Source organism: Geodermatophilus sp. SYSU D00710, from assembly GCF_054050195.1.
Map to the genome: position 1 here is coordinate 1 of NZ_JBJGYX010000004.1, position 13,379 is coordinate 13,379.

General features: G+C 76.3%; 13 protein-coding genes. 7 read left to right on the forward strand and 6 right to left on the reverse strand.

The genetic code is table 11. The annotated features are described in order from the left end of the window. Positions 1–192 precede the first annotated feature (192 nt). From ACI78U_RS02585 to ACI78U_RS02600, 4 genes are all read left to right on the forward strand, one after another. Positions 193–1,620, forward strand: coding sequence for a hypothetical protein (locus ACI78U_RS02585; RefSeq protein ID WP_456873728.1), 1,428 nt, complete (start codon positions 193–195; stop codon positions 1,618–1,620). Between the two features lie 50 nt (positions 1,621–1,670). Then, positions 1,671–2,600, forward strand: a complete 930-nt coding sequence (locus ACI78U_RS02590; RefSeq protein ID WP_456873729.1) for a hypothetical protein — start codon at positions 1,671–1,673, stop codon at positions 2,598–2,600. A gap of 110 nt (positions 2,601–2,710) precedes the next feature. Continuing rightward, complete coding sequence (locus tag ACI78U_RS02595) at positions 2,711–3,580, forward strand: DUF4397 domain-containing protein (protein ID WP_456873730.1); 870 nt, start codon at positions 2,711–2,713, stop codon at positions 3,578–3,580. Then, positions 3,577–4,257 (forward strand): class F sortase, encoded by a 681-nt coding sequence (locus ACI78U_RS02600; RefSeq protein WP_456873731.1) that lies wholly within the window; start codon positions 3,577–3,579, stop codon positions 4,255–4,257. Before ACI78U_RS02595 ends, ACI78U_RS02600 begins: the two co-directional genes overlap by 4 nt. Positions 4,258–4,275: 18 nt before the next feature. Here the strand turns inward: ACI78U_RS02600 and ACI78U_RS02605 are convergent, their stop codons facing one another. From ACI78U_RS02605 to nucS, 3 genes are all read right to left on the reverse strand, one after another. Next, positions 4,276–4,482 (reverse strand): hypothetical protein, encoded by a 207-nt coding sequence (locus ACI78U_RS02605; RefSeq protein WP_456873732.1) that lies wholly within the window; start codon positions 4,480–4,482, stop codon positions 4,276–4,278. A 106-nt stretch (positions 4,483–4,588) separates the two neighbouring features. Further along, on the reverse strand, positions 4,589–6,370 hold the full coding sequence (locus ACI78U_RS02610) for a 3-hydroxyacyl-CoA dehydrogenase family protein (RefSeq protein ID WP_456873733.1): 1,782 nt from the start codon (positions 6,368–6,370) through the stop codon (positions 4,589–4,591). A 75-nt stretch (positions 6,371–6,445) separates the two neighbouring features. Continuing rightward, positions 6,446–7,117 carry an endonuclease NucS gene (gene nucS / locus ACI78U_RS02615; RefSeq protein WP_456873734.1) on the reverse strand — a complete coding sequence of 224 codons (672 nt, stop codon included), beginning with the start codon at positions 7,115–7,117 and terminating at the stop codon, positions 6,446–6,448. A gap of 83 nt (positions 7,118–7,200) precedes the next feature. On the opposite strand from nucS, the gene ACI78U_RS02620 reads away from it, so the two are divergent. After that, complete coding sequence (locus ACI78U_RS02620; protein ID WP_456873735.1) at positions 7,201–8,016, forward strand: hypothetical protein; 816 nt, start codon at positions 7,201–7,203, stop codon at positions 8,014–8,016. Here ACI78U_RS02620 and ACI78U_RS02625 read toward each other — a convergent pair whose 3' ends face one another. Next, on the reverse strand, positions 8,017–8,790 hold the full coding sequence (locus ACI78U_RS02625) for an enoyl-CoA hydratase-related protein (protein ID WP_456873736.1): 774 nt from the start codon (positions 8,788–8,790) through the stop codon (positions 8,017–8,019). On the opposite strand from ACI78U_RS02625, the gene ACI78U_RS02630 reads away from it, so the two are divergent. After that, complete coding sequence (locus ACI78U_RS02630) at positions 8,791–9,573, forward strand: YqjF family protein (RefSeq protein ID WP_456873737.1); 783 nt, start codon at positions 8,791–8,793, stop codon at positions 9,571–9,573. It abuts the gene before it with no gap. Here ACI78U_RS02630 and ACI78U_RS02635 read toward each other — a convergent pair. Continuing rightward, positions 9,570–11,588, reverse strand: coding sequence for a protein meaA (locus ACI78U_RS02635; protein ID WP_456873738.1), 2,019 nt, complete (start codon positions 11,586–11,588; stop codon positions 9,570–9,572). The two genes, ACI78U_RS02630 and ACI78U_RS02635, sit on opposite strands and share 4 nt — an antisense overlap. A 127-nt stretch (positions 11,589–11,715) precedes the next feature. Between ACI78U_RS02635 and ACI78U_RS02640 the strand changes: the two genes are divergently transcribed. Next, entirely contained in the window at positions 11,716–12,048 is a 333-nt protein-coding gene (locus ACI78U_RS02640; RefSeq protein WP_456873739.1) for a hypothetical protein, read from the forward strand. Here the strand turns inward: ACI78U_RS02640 and murA are convergent, their stop codons facing one another. Continuing rightward, a complete protein-coding gene (murA, locus tag ACI78U_RS02645; protein WP_456873740.1) occupies positions 12,049–13,329 on the reverse strand; it encodes a UDP-N-acetylglucosamine 1-carboxyvinyltransferase in 1,281 nt (426 codons plus the stop codon). Positions 13,330–13,379: the final 50 nt, after the last annotated feature.

A 13,379-nucleotide genomic window follows, 5' to 3' on the forward strand; every position in this document is an offset into this window, starting at 1 on the left:
CGGCTCACGCCGCCCCCGCCCGCCCCCCCCCCCCCCCCCCCGCCCCCCCCCCCCCCCCCCCCCCCCCCCCCCCCCCCCCCCCCCCCCCCCCCCCGCGGGGCGCCCGGGGAGGGGCCGCCCCGCCGGGCGGGGCGCGGTCGGGCCCCCGACCGACGTCCTGACGACACTCCCGGACTCTGCGAGGATGGTGGCATGAGCGATCCCCGCCGCGACCTGCTGCCGATGCGCGAGGCGCAGCACTCGTTCGACGTGGTGCTGCGGGGTTACGACCGCCACCAGGTGGCCGAGACCATCGAACGCCTCGAGGCCGACATCCGGGTCGCCATGGCCGACCGGGACGCGGCCGTGGGCCGCTCGGCCGACCTCGCCGGCCAGCTGTCGGCGATGCACGCGGAGATCGAGCAGCTGCGCCGCAAGGCCGCCACCTCCGGCCCGGCCACCTTCGAGAACATGAGCGAGCGCATCTCGCACATGCTCCGGCTGGCCGAGGAGGAGGCCGCGGACATCCGCGCCGCCGCCGAGCAGGAGGCCCGCGCGCTGCGCGAGCAGACCGCCGCCGAGGAGCGGGCGATGCTCGAGCGGCACGCCGCCGGGCAGGCCGAGGTGGAGCGGATGCTCACCGAGGCCCGCCAGAACGCCGAGCAGATCGCCAGCAAGGCGCAGATCCGCGCCGACGAGCTGGTCGCCAAGGCACAGGAGAAGGTCGCCCGCCTCGAGGCCGAGTCCCAGGCCCGCCGGACCAAGGTGGAGGAGGACTTCGAGATCGCCCAGCGCGCCCGCCGGATGGAGGCCGCGCGCGCCGAGGAGGAGCGGGAGCGCGCCTCGGTCCAGGCCGCGCAGCAGCGGGTCGCCGCGGCCGAGGCGCACGCCGCCCGCGTCGTCGGCGAGGCCGAGGCCTCGGCCGCCGCCATCCGCCGGGTGCGCGACGAGCTGACCGCCCGCCTCACCGAGGCCCGCCGGGTGCTTACCGCCCTGCCCGACCTCGGCGACCGGCCGCAGCCGCGTCCCGCGGCGCCGCAGCAGGGCCAGGGTGGCCAGCAGGGTCAGCCGCAGCAGGGTCAGCCGCAGCAGGGCCAGCCCCAGCAGGGGCAGGCTCCCCAGCCGGCCCAGGCACCGCGTCCCGGGGCGACCGAGGAGGTGCGGCTGCCGCGTCGCGAGCCCGGCGGGCCGCAGACCGCCGTCCAGCCGGTCGCCGGGCCGCAGACGGCGATGCAGCCCGCCGTCGGTCCGCAGACGGCCGTGCAGCCGGCCGTGGGGCCGCAGACCGGCGGGCAGCCGGGCGCGCCGCGACCGGCTCCGCACGCGCGCACCGTCGACACACCGGTCCAGGGGGTCGGGGAGGCCGCGGCCGCCCGCCAGCCCACCCGGTCGTCCTCGCCCTCCACGCTGCCGGCGGTGCAGCAGCCCGAGTCCGTCTCGCCGGAGCGGACGCAGCAGATCCGCCCGGTCCACACCAGCGGTCAGGAGGAGGACCGGCAGGCCGGCGGCTCCAGCCGTGTGGCCGAGCCCGGCCGGCCGGCCGAGGGCGCGCCCCCCGCGGGGGACGCGCCGACCAGGGTCCAGCCGGCCGTCACCCCGCAGGACACCGGCGGCCAGCCGGCCGTCCCCGGGCGCCGCTGACCCCGCCTCCCTGGCGCGCGGGGGAGGCCGCGACAGGGTAGGCACGACACGTGCCTGACACCGCCGGACCGGGGAGCCCCGGTGCGGCGGGCGGACCGCGCCACGCCGCCCCCGCCGACGCCCCCGCCGCGGCCCTCACCCACCTCGGCCACCGGGCCCGGCACCGCGACCGGTCCTCGCTGCGGCGACCGCTCGTCCGCGGCGGCCTCCTGGCCCTCGTGCTGGCCGTCCTCGTCGCCGCAGTGGTCCTGGTGCCGCGGCTGACCGGGGACGGCGGTACGGCCGCCGGGACGGACGACCCGGCGACCGGGACCGCCACGCCGGCGGACTGGCTCCCGGCCGCCCTGCCGCCGTCGGCGGACCTGGCCGCCTCCACCGCCGTCCGCGAGGAGCTCATCGCCGGCGGGGTGCCGCCCGGCCGGCTCCGCGCGGCCGGGAGCGCCGTCCCGCCCGGTGCCCTGCTGGCGGTCGTCGGCTCCCCACCGCCGGGCTCCCGGGTCGTCGCCCGCTTCGACCGGTCCGGCGACGACGACGACCTCCTGGTGGTCGACCCGCGGCCCGTCGAGCCCACGGCCGAGCAACGCGAGCGGCGGCGGTCGCTGGCCGCGGCCCTGCTGGCCAACCCGACCACCGGCGCGGACCCCGCCGTCGCGGCCGTCCTGCGCTCCGGGGAGGTGGACCTGCGGGTGCTGAGCCTGCTGGCCGGCCTCGCCGCGGGCGAGGGGGTCGGCATCGCCGCCCTCCCGGCCCTGCCGGGCGAGGAGGACGCCGGGACGCCGGCCCGGCGGGTGCTGCTCGACGCCTTCGGCGGCGCGCCGGTGCCGGCCGACCCGGCGGGGACCGACCGGCTGCGCGCCTGGCTGGACGCCCAGTTGCCGCCGCTGCGTCCCGACGACGTGCAGGTGACCGCCGACGGCGTCCTGGTCTCCTTCCACCACGTCTCCGATCCCGACGGCCTGGTCGCCGGCGCCGTCGGCTGACGGCACGCCCGGCGGACCCCCGGCGTGCGCGTCCGGCGGGCGCGGGGTACACGTGAGTGACGCCCCGGCCGCGCTGCGACGCAACCGGGACCGCACACGGGGAGGAACGAGTGACGAGGACCAGCCGCGTCCTGGTGGTGACGGCGCTGGCGGCCGCGGTGAGCGGGCTGCCCCTGGCGACGGCGACGGCGGACGAGGGCGGCCTGCTGCGGCTGGCGCACCTGTCCCCCGACACCCCCGCGGTCGACGTGTACGTCGACTCGGTCGCCGACCCCGCCGCCGGGCAGGTCTTCCCGGCGGTCGGCTACGGCACGGTGTCGGAGTACCAGAGCGTCCCGGCCGGCACCTACGCCGTCAGCATGCGGGCCGCGGGCGCCGACCCGGACACCCCGCCGGTGCTGTCGACGACCGTCGAGGTGGAGGCCGACAGCGCCCGCACGGTCGCCGGCGTCGGTCCGTTCGCCGACCTCGGGCTGGAGGTCCTCGAGGACGACCTGACGCCGCCGGCATCCGGGGCGGCCCGGCTGCGGGTCCTCGCCGCCGCGGCGAGCGCGCCCGCCCTCGCCGTCGGGGTGCCCGGCGGGCCGTCGCTGGCCGGCGACCTCGCCTTCGCCGACACCAGCGGCTACGTCGACGTGCCCGCCGGCCCCACGGGCATCGGGGTCACCCCGGAGGGCGGGCAGCCGGCCGAGCTGCCGGTCGAGCTGGCCGCGGGGTCGGTCTACAGCGTGCTGGTGCTCGACCGGTCCGGCGGCGGGCTGACCGTGCGGGCCGTGCGCGACGCCGCGGGGACCGCCGTCGTCCCGGCCGGCGGCGTGGAGGCCGGCGCGGGCGGCGCGGCGCAGCCGGACGGGGTGTCGCTGCCCGTCGCCCTGACCACCGCAGGCGCAGCGCTGGCCGCCGGCGCGGGGGTGTGCCTGGCGACGGCGCGGCGTCCGGCCGGTCGCCCGCGGCACGCCGCCGCGTCCCGGAGCCGGTGACGCTCCCGGCCCGCCACCGGGCTCCCCAGCGCGGGACCCGGTACCGCACGCCGCACCGGCGCAGGAGCCCGCTGCTGCCCGTGGTCCTGACCGTGCTCGCCCTGGGCGCCGTGGCGGTCGCACTGCTCGTGCCCGGCTCGCCTCCCGAGGCGGCGGCCGGGGCGTCAGCGGCGACGGCGCCCGCCGCGTCGGTCCCCGGACCGGTGGTGCTCGCCGCCCAGCCGACGGCACCGGCCACGGTCCCCGTCCGGGTGCGGGTGCCGGCGGCCGGCGTCGACGGCGGCCTGGTGGAGCTGGGCCTCGACCCCGCCGGCGCGCTGGCGGTGCCGGCCGACCCCTCCCTGGCCGGCTGGTACGCCGCGGGCCCGGTCCCCGGCGAGGTCGGGCCCGCGGTGCTGGCCGGGCACGTCGACTCCGCCCGGGGGCCGGCCGTGTTCGCGCGCCTCGCCGGGATCGGGCCCGGTGACGAGGTGCTCGTCGACCGATCCGACGGCACGAGCGTCCGCTTCGCGGTGACCCGCGTCGAGCGGCACCCCAAGGGCGCGTTCCCGACCGAGGAGGTCTACGGGCCAACCCCGGACGCCCAGCTGCGGCTGGTGACCTGCGGCGGCGCCTTCGACCGGTCGCGCGGCAGCTACGAGGACAACGTCGTCGTCTTCGCGACCCTGGTGAGCTGAGGACCTGAGTGGGCCCCGTCACCGACGGCGGTCGCGGGCGCGCCAGCAGGCGGTGTGCCAGTGCCGGCGCCGGTCGGCCGCGGAGTCGGTGTCCCAGGGGTCGAGGTCCGAGTCGCGCGCGTAGGCCGGCCAGGTCACCAGGTGCGGCGTCCCGGGCCGGACCTCCTGGTCGCAGCCCGGGCAGCGGTAGGGCTTGGTGCTCGCCGCGCCGGTCAGGGACCGCACGACCCAGTCACCGTCGGCGGCCTCCTCGACCGGGTCGGACCGGGGTGCCAGCGGAGGGCGGCCCGACGGCCGCCCCCCGCTGCCGCGTCGTCCCCGCCGGGGCACCTCAGCGGCCGGAGTAGTCCCGGAAGCCCCGGCCGGTCTTGCGGCCGAGGTACCCGGCGGTGACCAGGTGCTCCAGCAGCGGCGCCGGCGCGAAGCCGGGCTCGCGGAACTCGGTGTAGAGCTCCCGCTCGATCGCCAGGGACACGTCCAGGCCGACGACGTCGAGCAGCTCGAACGGGCCCATCGGGTAGCCGCAGCCGACCTTCATCGCGGCGTCGATGTCGTCGGCGGTCGCGTAGTGGGCCTGGAGCATCTTCACCGCGTCGTTGAGGTAGGGGAACAGCAGCGCGTTGACGATGAACCCGGCGCGGTCGGTGCAGGACACCGCGTGCTTGCCCAGCTGCGCGCAGACCGCGTGCGCGGTGGCCGCGACGTCGGCGGCGGTGGCGATCGTGCTGACCACCTCCACCAGCTTCATCACCGGCGCGGGGTTGAAGAAGTGCAGGCCGACGACGTCACCGGGGCGCTCGCTGGCCTTGGCGCACTCGATCACCGGCAGGCTGGAGGTCGTCGTCGCGAGGACGGCGCCGGGCTTGGCGATCTCCCCCAGCGCGGCGAACAGCGCCTGCTTGACCGGCAGCGACTCGACGACGGCCTCGACGACCAGGTCGCGGTCGGCGAGCTCGTCCAGCGACGTCGTCCCGCGGACCCGGCCCAGCACCTCGTCGCGGCCGGCCTCGTCGAGGCGCCCGCGGGCCACCTGCTTGTCCAGCGACCGGCGCAGCGCCGTCAGCACCGCCTCGACCTTCTCCGGCGAGCGGGCCTGGAACAGCACGTCGTAACCGCCCTTGGCGACGACCTCGACGATGCCGGTGGCCATCGTGCCCGAGCCGACGACGCCGACCAGCGACACCGGCCGGGCGCCCTCGGCGGCACCGCCGGCCCGCGGGGTGTGCTCGTCGGGGACGACATCGGCGGAGCCCGGGGCGGCGTAGGTGTAGAAGCCGCGGCCGGACTTCCGGCCCAGCAGGCCCGCGGTCATCATCTGCTTGATGATCGGGCTGGGCGCGTGCAGCCGGTCGCGCGACTGCTTGTACATCGTGTCGAGGATCTCGTAGGCGGTGTCGATGCCGATGAGGTCCATCAGCGCCAGCGGCCCCATCGGCAGACCGCAACCCAGCCGCATGGCGGCGTCGATGTCCTCGCGGCTGGCGTAGCGGTTCTCGTACATGGCGACCGCGTGGTTGAGGTAGCCGAACAGCAGCGCGTTGGCGATGAAGCCGGCCTTGTCGCCGATGGTGACGTCGACCTTGCCCAGCCGGGCGGCGAGGGCCTCGACGTCCTCGATGACCGCGGGCTCGGTGACCACCGTGCGCACGACCTCGACCAGCTTCATGACCGGCGCCGGGTTGAAGAAGTGCATGCCGATGACCTTGCTCGGCCGGCCGGTGGCCACCGACAGCTCGGTCACCGACAGGCTCGAGGTGTTGGTCGCCAGGATGGTGTCGGGCGGGCAGATCTTGTCCAGCTTCGCGAACAGCTCGGTCTTGAGCTCCATCCGCTCGGGGACGGCCTCGACGACCAGCTCGGCCTGGGACAGGTCCTCCAGCGCGGTGCTGAAGCGGATCCGCCCGATGATGGCGTCGCGGTCGGCGGGCTCGAGCTTGCCGCGCGCGACGGCCTTGCCGGTGGACTGCTCGACGTGGGCCCGGCCGCGCTCGAGGGCCTGCCCGTCGACCTCGACGGCGGTCACCGACAGGCCCGCGCGGGCCATGACCTCGGCGATGCCCGCACCCATGGTGCCCAGGCCCACCACGCCGACCTCGGTCAGTTCTCTGGCCACGCTGCCATCCCTCCACGACGCTGACCGGGGCAGTGTCCCACCCGGGGAGCCCCGCGGCGGCGGTGGGTGCCGGGCCTAGAACAACCGCTGGGTGGGGTCGTCGGTGCCCTTGAGGACGGCGTAGTCGACGGTCACGCAGTCGATGCCGCGGTCCTGGGCGAGCACCCGCGCCTGCGGCCTGATCTCCTGCGCGGCGAAGACCCCCTTGACCGGGGCGAGCAGCGGGTCGCGGTTGAGCAGCTCGAGGTAGCGGGTCAGCTGCTCCACGCCGTCGATCTCGCCGCGCCGCTTGACCTCCACGGCCACGGTCGCGCCGTCGGCGTCGCGGCACAGCAGGTCGACCGGGCCGATCGCCGTCGGGTACTCCCGGCGGACCAGCTGCCAGCCGGTGCCGAACGTCTCCACGTGCAGCGCCAGCAGCCGCTGCAGCTCGGCCTCCACGCCGTCCTTCTGCAGGCCCGGGTCGACGCCGAGGTCGTGCGAGGAGTCGTGCTCGACCGCCTCGATGGTGATGACCAGCTGCTCGCCGGCCTTGTTGGTGACCGTCCAGGTGCCCGCCCCGTCGACCAGCTCGTCCTCCAACCTGCAGGGAGGACTCATCCAGTTGAGCGGCTTGTAGGCGCGGTCGTCGGCGTGCACCGAGACCGAGCCGTCGGCCTTGACCAGCAGCAGCCGGGTGGCGAGGGGCAGGTGGGCGGTCAGCCGCCCGATGTAGTCGACCGAGCAGCGGGCGATGACCAGACGCACGGGCGCCGACGGTACCGGTCCGGTCACGACGGGAACCGCCGAGGACGGCCGGGCGTGCCAGGACCGTGACGACGACGTGGGCGGTGCGTGCGGCGTCCCTGCTGGCCGGGGCGCTGGTCCTGGCCGCGTGCGCGGAGGGCGGCGGGGACCCCGGTGCGCCGGCGTCCCCGGACCCCCTGCCTGCCGGGCTGGTCCTGCAGGTCGCCCACACCGGCGGGTTCACCACGCCGGAGGAGCTGGCCACCCGGCTGCCGCTGGTCAGCGTCTACGGCGACGGCCGGGTGCTGACCCAGGGCCCGCAGATCGCGATCTGGCCGGCGCCCGCGCTGCCGGACGTGCAGGTGGCCCGGGTCGACGAGGCGACCGTCCGCGACCTCGTCGACCGCGCGGTCGAGGCGGGCGTCACGGGGTCCGGCGACCTCGGCGAGCCGCCGCTGGCCGACGCGGCGACCACCCGCTTCACGCTCGTGACGGCCGAGGGCACGTCCGTGCGGGAGGTGTACGCCCTCGCGGAGACCCCCGACGACACCGTGACCGACGAGCAGGCCGAGGCCCGTGGCCGGCTGCAGGACCTGGCCGACGAGCTCACCGGCCTCGGCGGCGGTGCGACGGAGACCTACGAGCCGCAGACCGTGGCCGCCGTCGTCCAGCCGTACACCGGCGACCCCGAACTGCCGCAGCCCGAGGTCGCCTGGCCCGGCCCCGACCTGCCCGGCACGCCGCTCGGCGCCGGGCTGACCTGCGTGAGCGCCACCGGGCAGCAGGCGGCCGACCTGCTGGCCGCGGCGACCTCGGCCACCGTGCTCACCCCGTGGGTGACCGCCGACGGCAGCCGCTGGTCGGTCGCGTTCCGGCCGGTTCTGCCGCACGAGTCCGGCTGCGCCGACCTGGCTCCCTGACTAGTCGGTCCAGACCGGCGGGCGCTTCTCGAGGAAGGAGCGCATGCCCTCGCGGGCGCCCTCGATCTGGCTGGCCGCGGCCATGACCTCGACAGCGGTGGAGTAGGCGTCGCGCTCGGGCCGGTCGAGCTGGGCGTACAGCGTCTGCTTGCCCCACGCCTTGCTCGCCCGCGACCCGCGGGTGGCCCGGGCCACCAGGTCGTCGACGGCGGCGTCGAGCTCGGCGTCGGGCACCACCCGGTTGACCAGCCCCCACTCCAGCGCGGTCCGGGCGTCGATGACGTCGCCGGTGAGCGCCAGCTCCATCGCCCGCTTGCGGCCGACGTTGCGGGCGATCGCGACCATCGGCGTGTGGCAGAACCAGCCGCCCTTGCCGCCCGGCGCGGCGAAGCCGGCCGACTCCGCGGCGACGGCGAGGTCGCAGGAGGCGACCAGCTGACAGCCGGCGGCGGTGGCCAGCGCGTGCACCCGGGCGACGACGACCTGCGGCACCTGCTCGAGGGTCTGCATGAGCTCGGTGCACAGCGCCAGCAGGCTGCGCACCTCGGGCAGCGGGGCGTCGAGGACGTCGCGGAAGTCGTGGCCGGCGCTGAACACCGGCCCCTCCGCGCCGAGCACGATCCCGGCGGCGTCGCTCTCCCCCACCTCCGTCACCGCGGCGAGCAACTGCTGCAGGTGGTCGCGGGACAGCGCGTTGCGTCGCTGCGGCCGGCACATCGTGATGCGGACGACGTCCCCGTCCCGCTCGACGCGGGGGGCACCCTCGGCGGTCATGTGAGCGACCTCACCACGACCGGGTCGCCCCGGGCAACGTGGCTGGGGACGCTGGAGGGCGTGCTGCCCGAGCCGGTCACCGACACCGCGCCGCGCGGCGCGGGGCGGACCCTGTTCACCCAGGGCTGGCGCGACGTCGCGTTCGTGCACTGGGCGGTCGACCCCGCCGTCGTCGCCCCGCTGCTGCCGCCGGGCACCCGGCCCGACGTGCACGCGGGGTCGAGCTGGGTCGGCCTGGTGCCCTTCCGGATGCGGCGCATCGGCGTCCTCGGCTCGCCGGGGCTGCCGTGGGTCGGCTCGTTCCTCGAGACCAACGTGCGGCTGTACTCGGTCGACGACCGGGGCCGCCGCGGCGTCGTCTTCCGGTCCCTCGACGCCGACCGGCTGCTGCCCGTCCTGGTGGCCCGGGCCGCGGGACTGCCCTACCTGTGGTCGCGGATGCGGATCGTCCGCGACGGCGACCGGATCACCTACTCCTCGCACCGGCGCTGGCCCGGCCCGCGCGGGGCCGGCGGGCGGATCGAGGTCCGCGTGGGCGAGCGGCTCACCGAGCCGGGCCCGCTCGAGCGCTTCCTCACCGGACGGTGGGGGCTGCACCAGACCGCGCGCGGCCGGACGGTCTACTGGCCCAACGAGCACCCCGCCTGGCCGCTGCACCGCGCCGAGCTGCTGGCCTGGGACGGTGACCTGCTGGCCGCGGCCGGCCTGCCCGGCGTCGGCGGCCCGCCGGACAGCGTGCTGTTCTCCCCCGGCGTCGACGTGCGCTTCGGCCCGCGCTCCTAGGCCGGCGCGGGCACCCGCTCGTCGAGGCCGTGCGCGTCCCGGATGACGTCGACGACCTGGCCCATGATGTCGGTGAGCCCGAAGTCCTTCGGCGTGAACACCCGGGCCACGCCCTGCTCACGCAGCCGGCGGGCGTCACCGTCGGGGATGATCCCGCCGACGACGACCGGCACGTCGTCGAGCCCGGCCTCCCGCAGCCCGCGCAGCACCGCCGGGACGACCTGCAGGTGCGAGCCGGACAGCACCGACAGCCCGACGACGTGCACGTCCTCCTCGACCGCGGCCGAGACGATCTGTGCGGGTGTGAGCCGGATGCCCTGGTAGACCACCTCGAAGCCGGCGTCGCGCGCGCGCACGGCGATCTGCTCGGCGCCGTTGGAGTGCCCGTCGAGGCCGGGCTTGCCCACCAGGAACCGCAGCCGGCCGCCGAGCTCCTCCCCGGTGGCCCGCACCCGCTCGCGGACCGCCACCAGCGTGTCGTCGGCCTCGCCGCCGCCGGTGGCCGCCGCCACGCCGGTGGGCGCGCGGTACTCGCCGAACGCCTCGCGCAGCACGCCGGCCCACTCCCCCGTCGTCGCGCCGGCGCGGGCGCACTCCAGGGTCGCCGCCATCAGGTTCTCGTCGGTGCCCGCGGCCGCCCGCAGCCGGTCCAGCGCCCGCCGCACCGGCTCGGGGTCCCGCCCGGCGCGCCAGGCGCGCACCGCCTCCTGGGCCGCGGCCTCGACGGCCGGGTCCACGACCTGGATCGCGGTGTCGAGGTCGGCCAGCAGCGGGTTGGGTTCGGTGGCCTCGAAGCGGTTGACGCCGACGACGACGTCCTCGCCGCTCTCCATCCGGCGGCGCCGCTCGGCCAGCGAGGCGACCAGCTGCCCCTTCATGTAGCCGGACTCGACGGCGGCCACGGCGCCGCCCATCTCCTGCACCCGCGCGATCTCGGCGCGCGCCCCGTCGACGAGCTCGGCGACCTTCCGCTCGACGACCACCGACCCGGTGAACAGGTCCTCGTACTCGAGCAGGTCGGTCTCGTAGGCCAGCACCTGCTGCAGCCGCAGCGACCACTGCTGGTCCCAGGGCCGGGGCAGGCCCAGCGCCTCGTTCCACGCCGGCAGCTGCACCGCGCGGGCGCGGGCGTCCCGGGACAGGGTGACCGCCAGCATCTCCAGCACGATCCGCTGGACGTTGTTCTCCGGCTGCGCCTCGGTCAGGCCGAGCGAGTTGACCTGGACGCCGTAGCGGAACCGGCGGTGCCGGGGGTCCTGCACGCCGTAGCGCTCCCGGGTCAGCTCGTCCCAGAGCCGGGTGAACGCCCGCATCTTGCACATCTCCTCGACGAAGCGGACGCCCGCGTTGACGAAGAAGGACATGCGCGCGACGACCGCGCCGAAGCGCTCCGGCGGCACCTGGCCGGAGTCGCGCACGGAGTCGAGGACCGCGATCGCGGTGCTCATCGCGTAGGCGATCTCCTGCACCGGCGTCGCGCCGGCCTCCTGCAGGTGGTAGCTGCAGATGTTGATCGGGTTCCACCGCGGCATCGCCGTCACGGTGTAGGCGACCATGTCGGTGATCAGCCGCATGGAGGGCCCGGGCGGGAACACGTAGGTCCCCCGCGACAGGTACTCCTTGATGATGTCGTTCTGCGTCGTCCCCGCCAGCGCCGCGACGTCGTGGCCGTGCTCCTCGGCGACCGCCTGGTAGAGCGCCAGCAGCCACATCGCGGTGGCGTTGATCGTCATCGACGTGTTCATCCCGTCGAGCGGGATGCCGTCGAAGAGCGCCCGCATGTCGCCGATGTGCGTCACCGGGACGCCGACCTTGCCGACCTCACCGACGGCGAGCTCGTCGTCGGGGTCGTAACCGGTCTGGGTCGGCAGGTCGAAGGCGACCGACAGCCCGGTCTGTCCCTTCGCCAGGTTGCGCCGGTACAGCGAGTTGGACTCGGCCGGCGACGAGTGCCCGGCGTAGGTGCGCATGACCCAGGGGCGGTCGCGCTCGTCCGGTGACGAGGGGAACGGCATGCCAGCGGAGTGTAAGGGGACCTACTGGCCGGTAACAGCACCGGCCGGAGACCTCCGGCGGTGGCACACTCGATCGTGTGCGACCGGGCCGCCAGAGCCCGGGCACCGATCGCCGAGGGGGCCGGGGATGCTGCAGCCGGGCAGTCTCAGCTACATCGCCGGGCCCGTCGTCGCGATCGTGGTCATGGTGCTGCTGGTGCTGTTCATGCGCTGGGCGTTCGGGGGCAGCTCCACCGGCGGGATGCGCCGCCGGCGGCCCACGCCGTCGGACGACGGCCTGCTCACCCGCGTGGCCACCCTCTCCCGCCGGGAGTCGGCGCTGGCGCTGCGCGCGGTGCTCTCCGACGCCGGCATCCGCTCGACGATCCGCTGCCCTGAGGCGCACCGGGCCGACGTGCTGGTGTTCCGCGAGGACGCCGCCCGGGCCCGCGAGCTGGCCGCGTCCTTCCCCGCCGCCTAGTCAGTCCGGGCGCTCGACCCGCTCGACCTGCGCGCCCAGGCCGCGCAGCAGTTCGACGAAGTCGGGGTAGCCGCGGTCGACGTGGTGCACGTCCTGCACCTCGGTCACCCCGTCGGTGAGCAGCCCGGCCAGCACCAGCCCGGCACCGGCGCGGATGTCGGTGGCCAGCACCGGCGCGCTGGAGAGCCGCTCGCGGCCGCGCACCACGGCGTGGTGGCCGTCGGTGCGCACGTCGGCGCCGAGCCGCACCAGCTCGTTGACGAACATGAACCGGCCCTCGAACACGTTCTCGGTGACCAGCGCCGTCCCGGTGGAGACCGCGGCCAGGGCGACCGCCATCGGCTGGAGGTCGGTGGGGAACCCGGGGAAGGGCAGCGTGACGACGTCGACCGCGCGCGGCCGCTCCTCCATGGCCACGCGGATGCCGTCGGGGACCACCTCGACCGTGGCGCCGGCGCTGACCAGCTTGTCCAGCGGGACGGCGAGGTGCTCGGCCACCGCGCGCTCGACGACGACGTCGCCGCGGGTCATGACCGCACCGATCGCCCAGGTCCCGGCCACGATCCGGTCGGGCACGGTGCTGTAGGCGACCGGTGCCAGCGCCGTGACGCCCTCGACGGTGAGCGTGGACGACCCCGCACCCTCGATGCGCGCCCCCATCGCGGTGAGCATCGAGCAGATGTCGACGATCTCCGGCTCCCGCGCCGCGTTGTCGATGACGGTGGTGCCCTCGGCGAGCACGGCGGCCATGAGCAGGTTCTCCGTGGCCCCGACCGACGGGAAGTCCAGCCAGATCGAGGTGCCCCGCAGCCGCGGCGCGCTGGCGACCAGGAAGCCGTGCTCGCTGTGGACCGAGGCGCCGAGCCGCTCCAGCCCGGAGATGTGCATGTCCAGCCCGCGCGAGCCGATCGCGTCCCCGCCGGGCAGGGCCACCCGGGCGCTGCCGCAGCGGGCGACCAGCGGACCGAGCACGCTGATCGAGGCGCGCATCTTGCGGACCAGGTCGTAGTCGGTCTCGGTGGACGGGGCCTCGGGCACGTCGACGACGACCCGGCCGCCCCCGCCGGCCTCACCCGAGCGCTCGTAACCGACGCCGCAGCCCAGCCGGCGCAGGACCTCGCTCATGATGGCGACGTCGAGGATGTCGGGGACCTCGTCGATGGTCGTCCGCCCCGGGGCCAGCAGTGCTGCGGCCATGAGCTTCAGGGCGCTGTTCTTCGCCCCCGTGACGCGGACCCGGCCCTTGAGCGGCGTGCCGCCGGTCACCTCGAAGCACTGCACCGGGTCACCCTACGGCGGGCGTGCGACCCGCCTCCGCCCACCGCCTAGGC

Coding starts and splice junctions, on each gene's coding strand:
- ACI78U_RS02635 (WP_456873738.1), bottom strand. CDS start 11,588: ATGCCGTTCCCCTCGTCACCGGACGAGCGCGACCGCCCCTGGGTCATG.
- ACI78U_RS02585 (WP_456873728.1), top strand. CDS start 193: ATGAGCGATCCCCGCCGCGACCTGCTGCCGATGCGCGAGGCGCAGCAC.
- ACI78U_RS02640 (WP_456873739.1), top strand. CDS start 11,716: ATGCTGCAGCCGGGCAGTCTCAGCTACATCGCCGGGCCCGTCGTCGCG.
- ACI78U_RS02625 (WP_456873736.1), bottom strand. CDS start 8,790: ATGACCGCCGAGGGTGCCCCCCGCGTCGAGCGGGACGGGGACGTCGTC.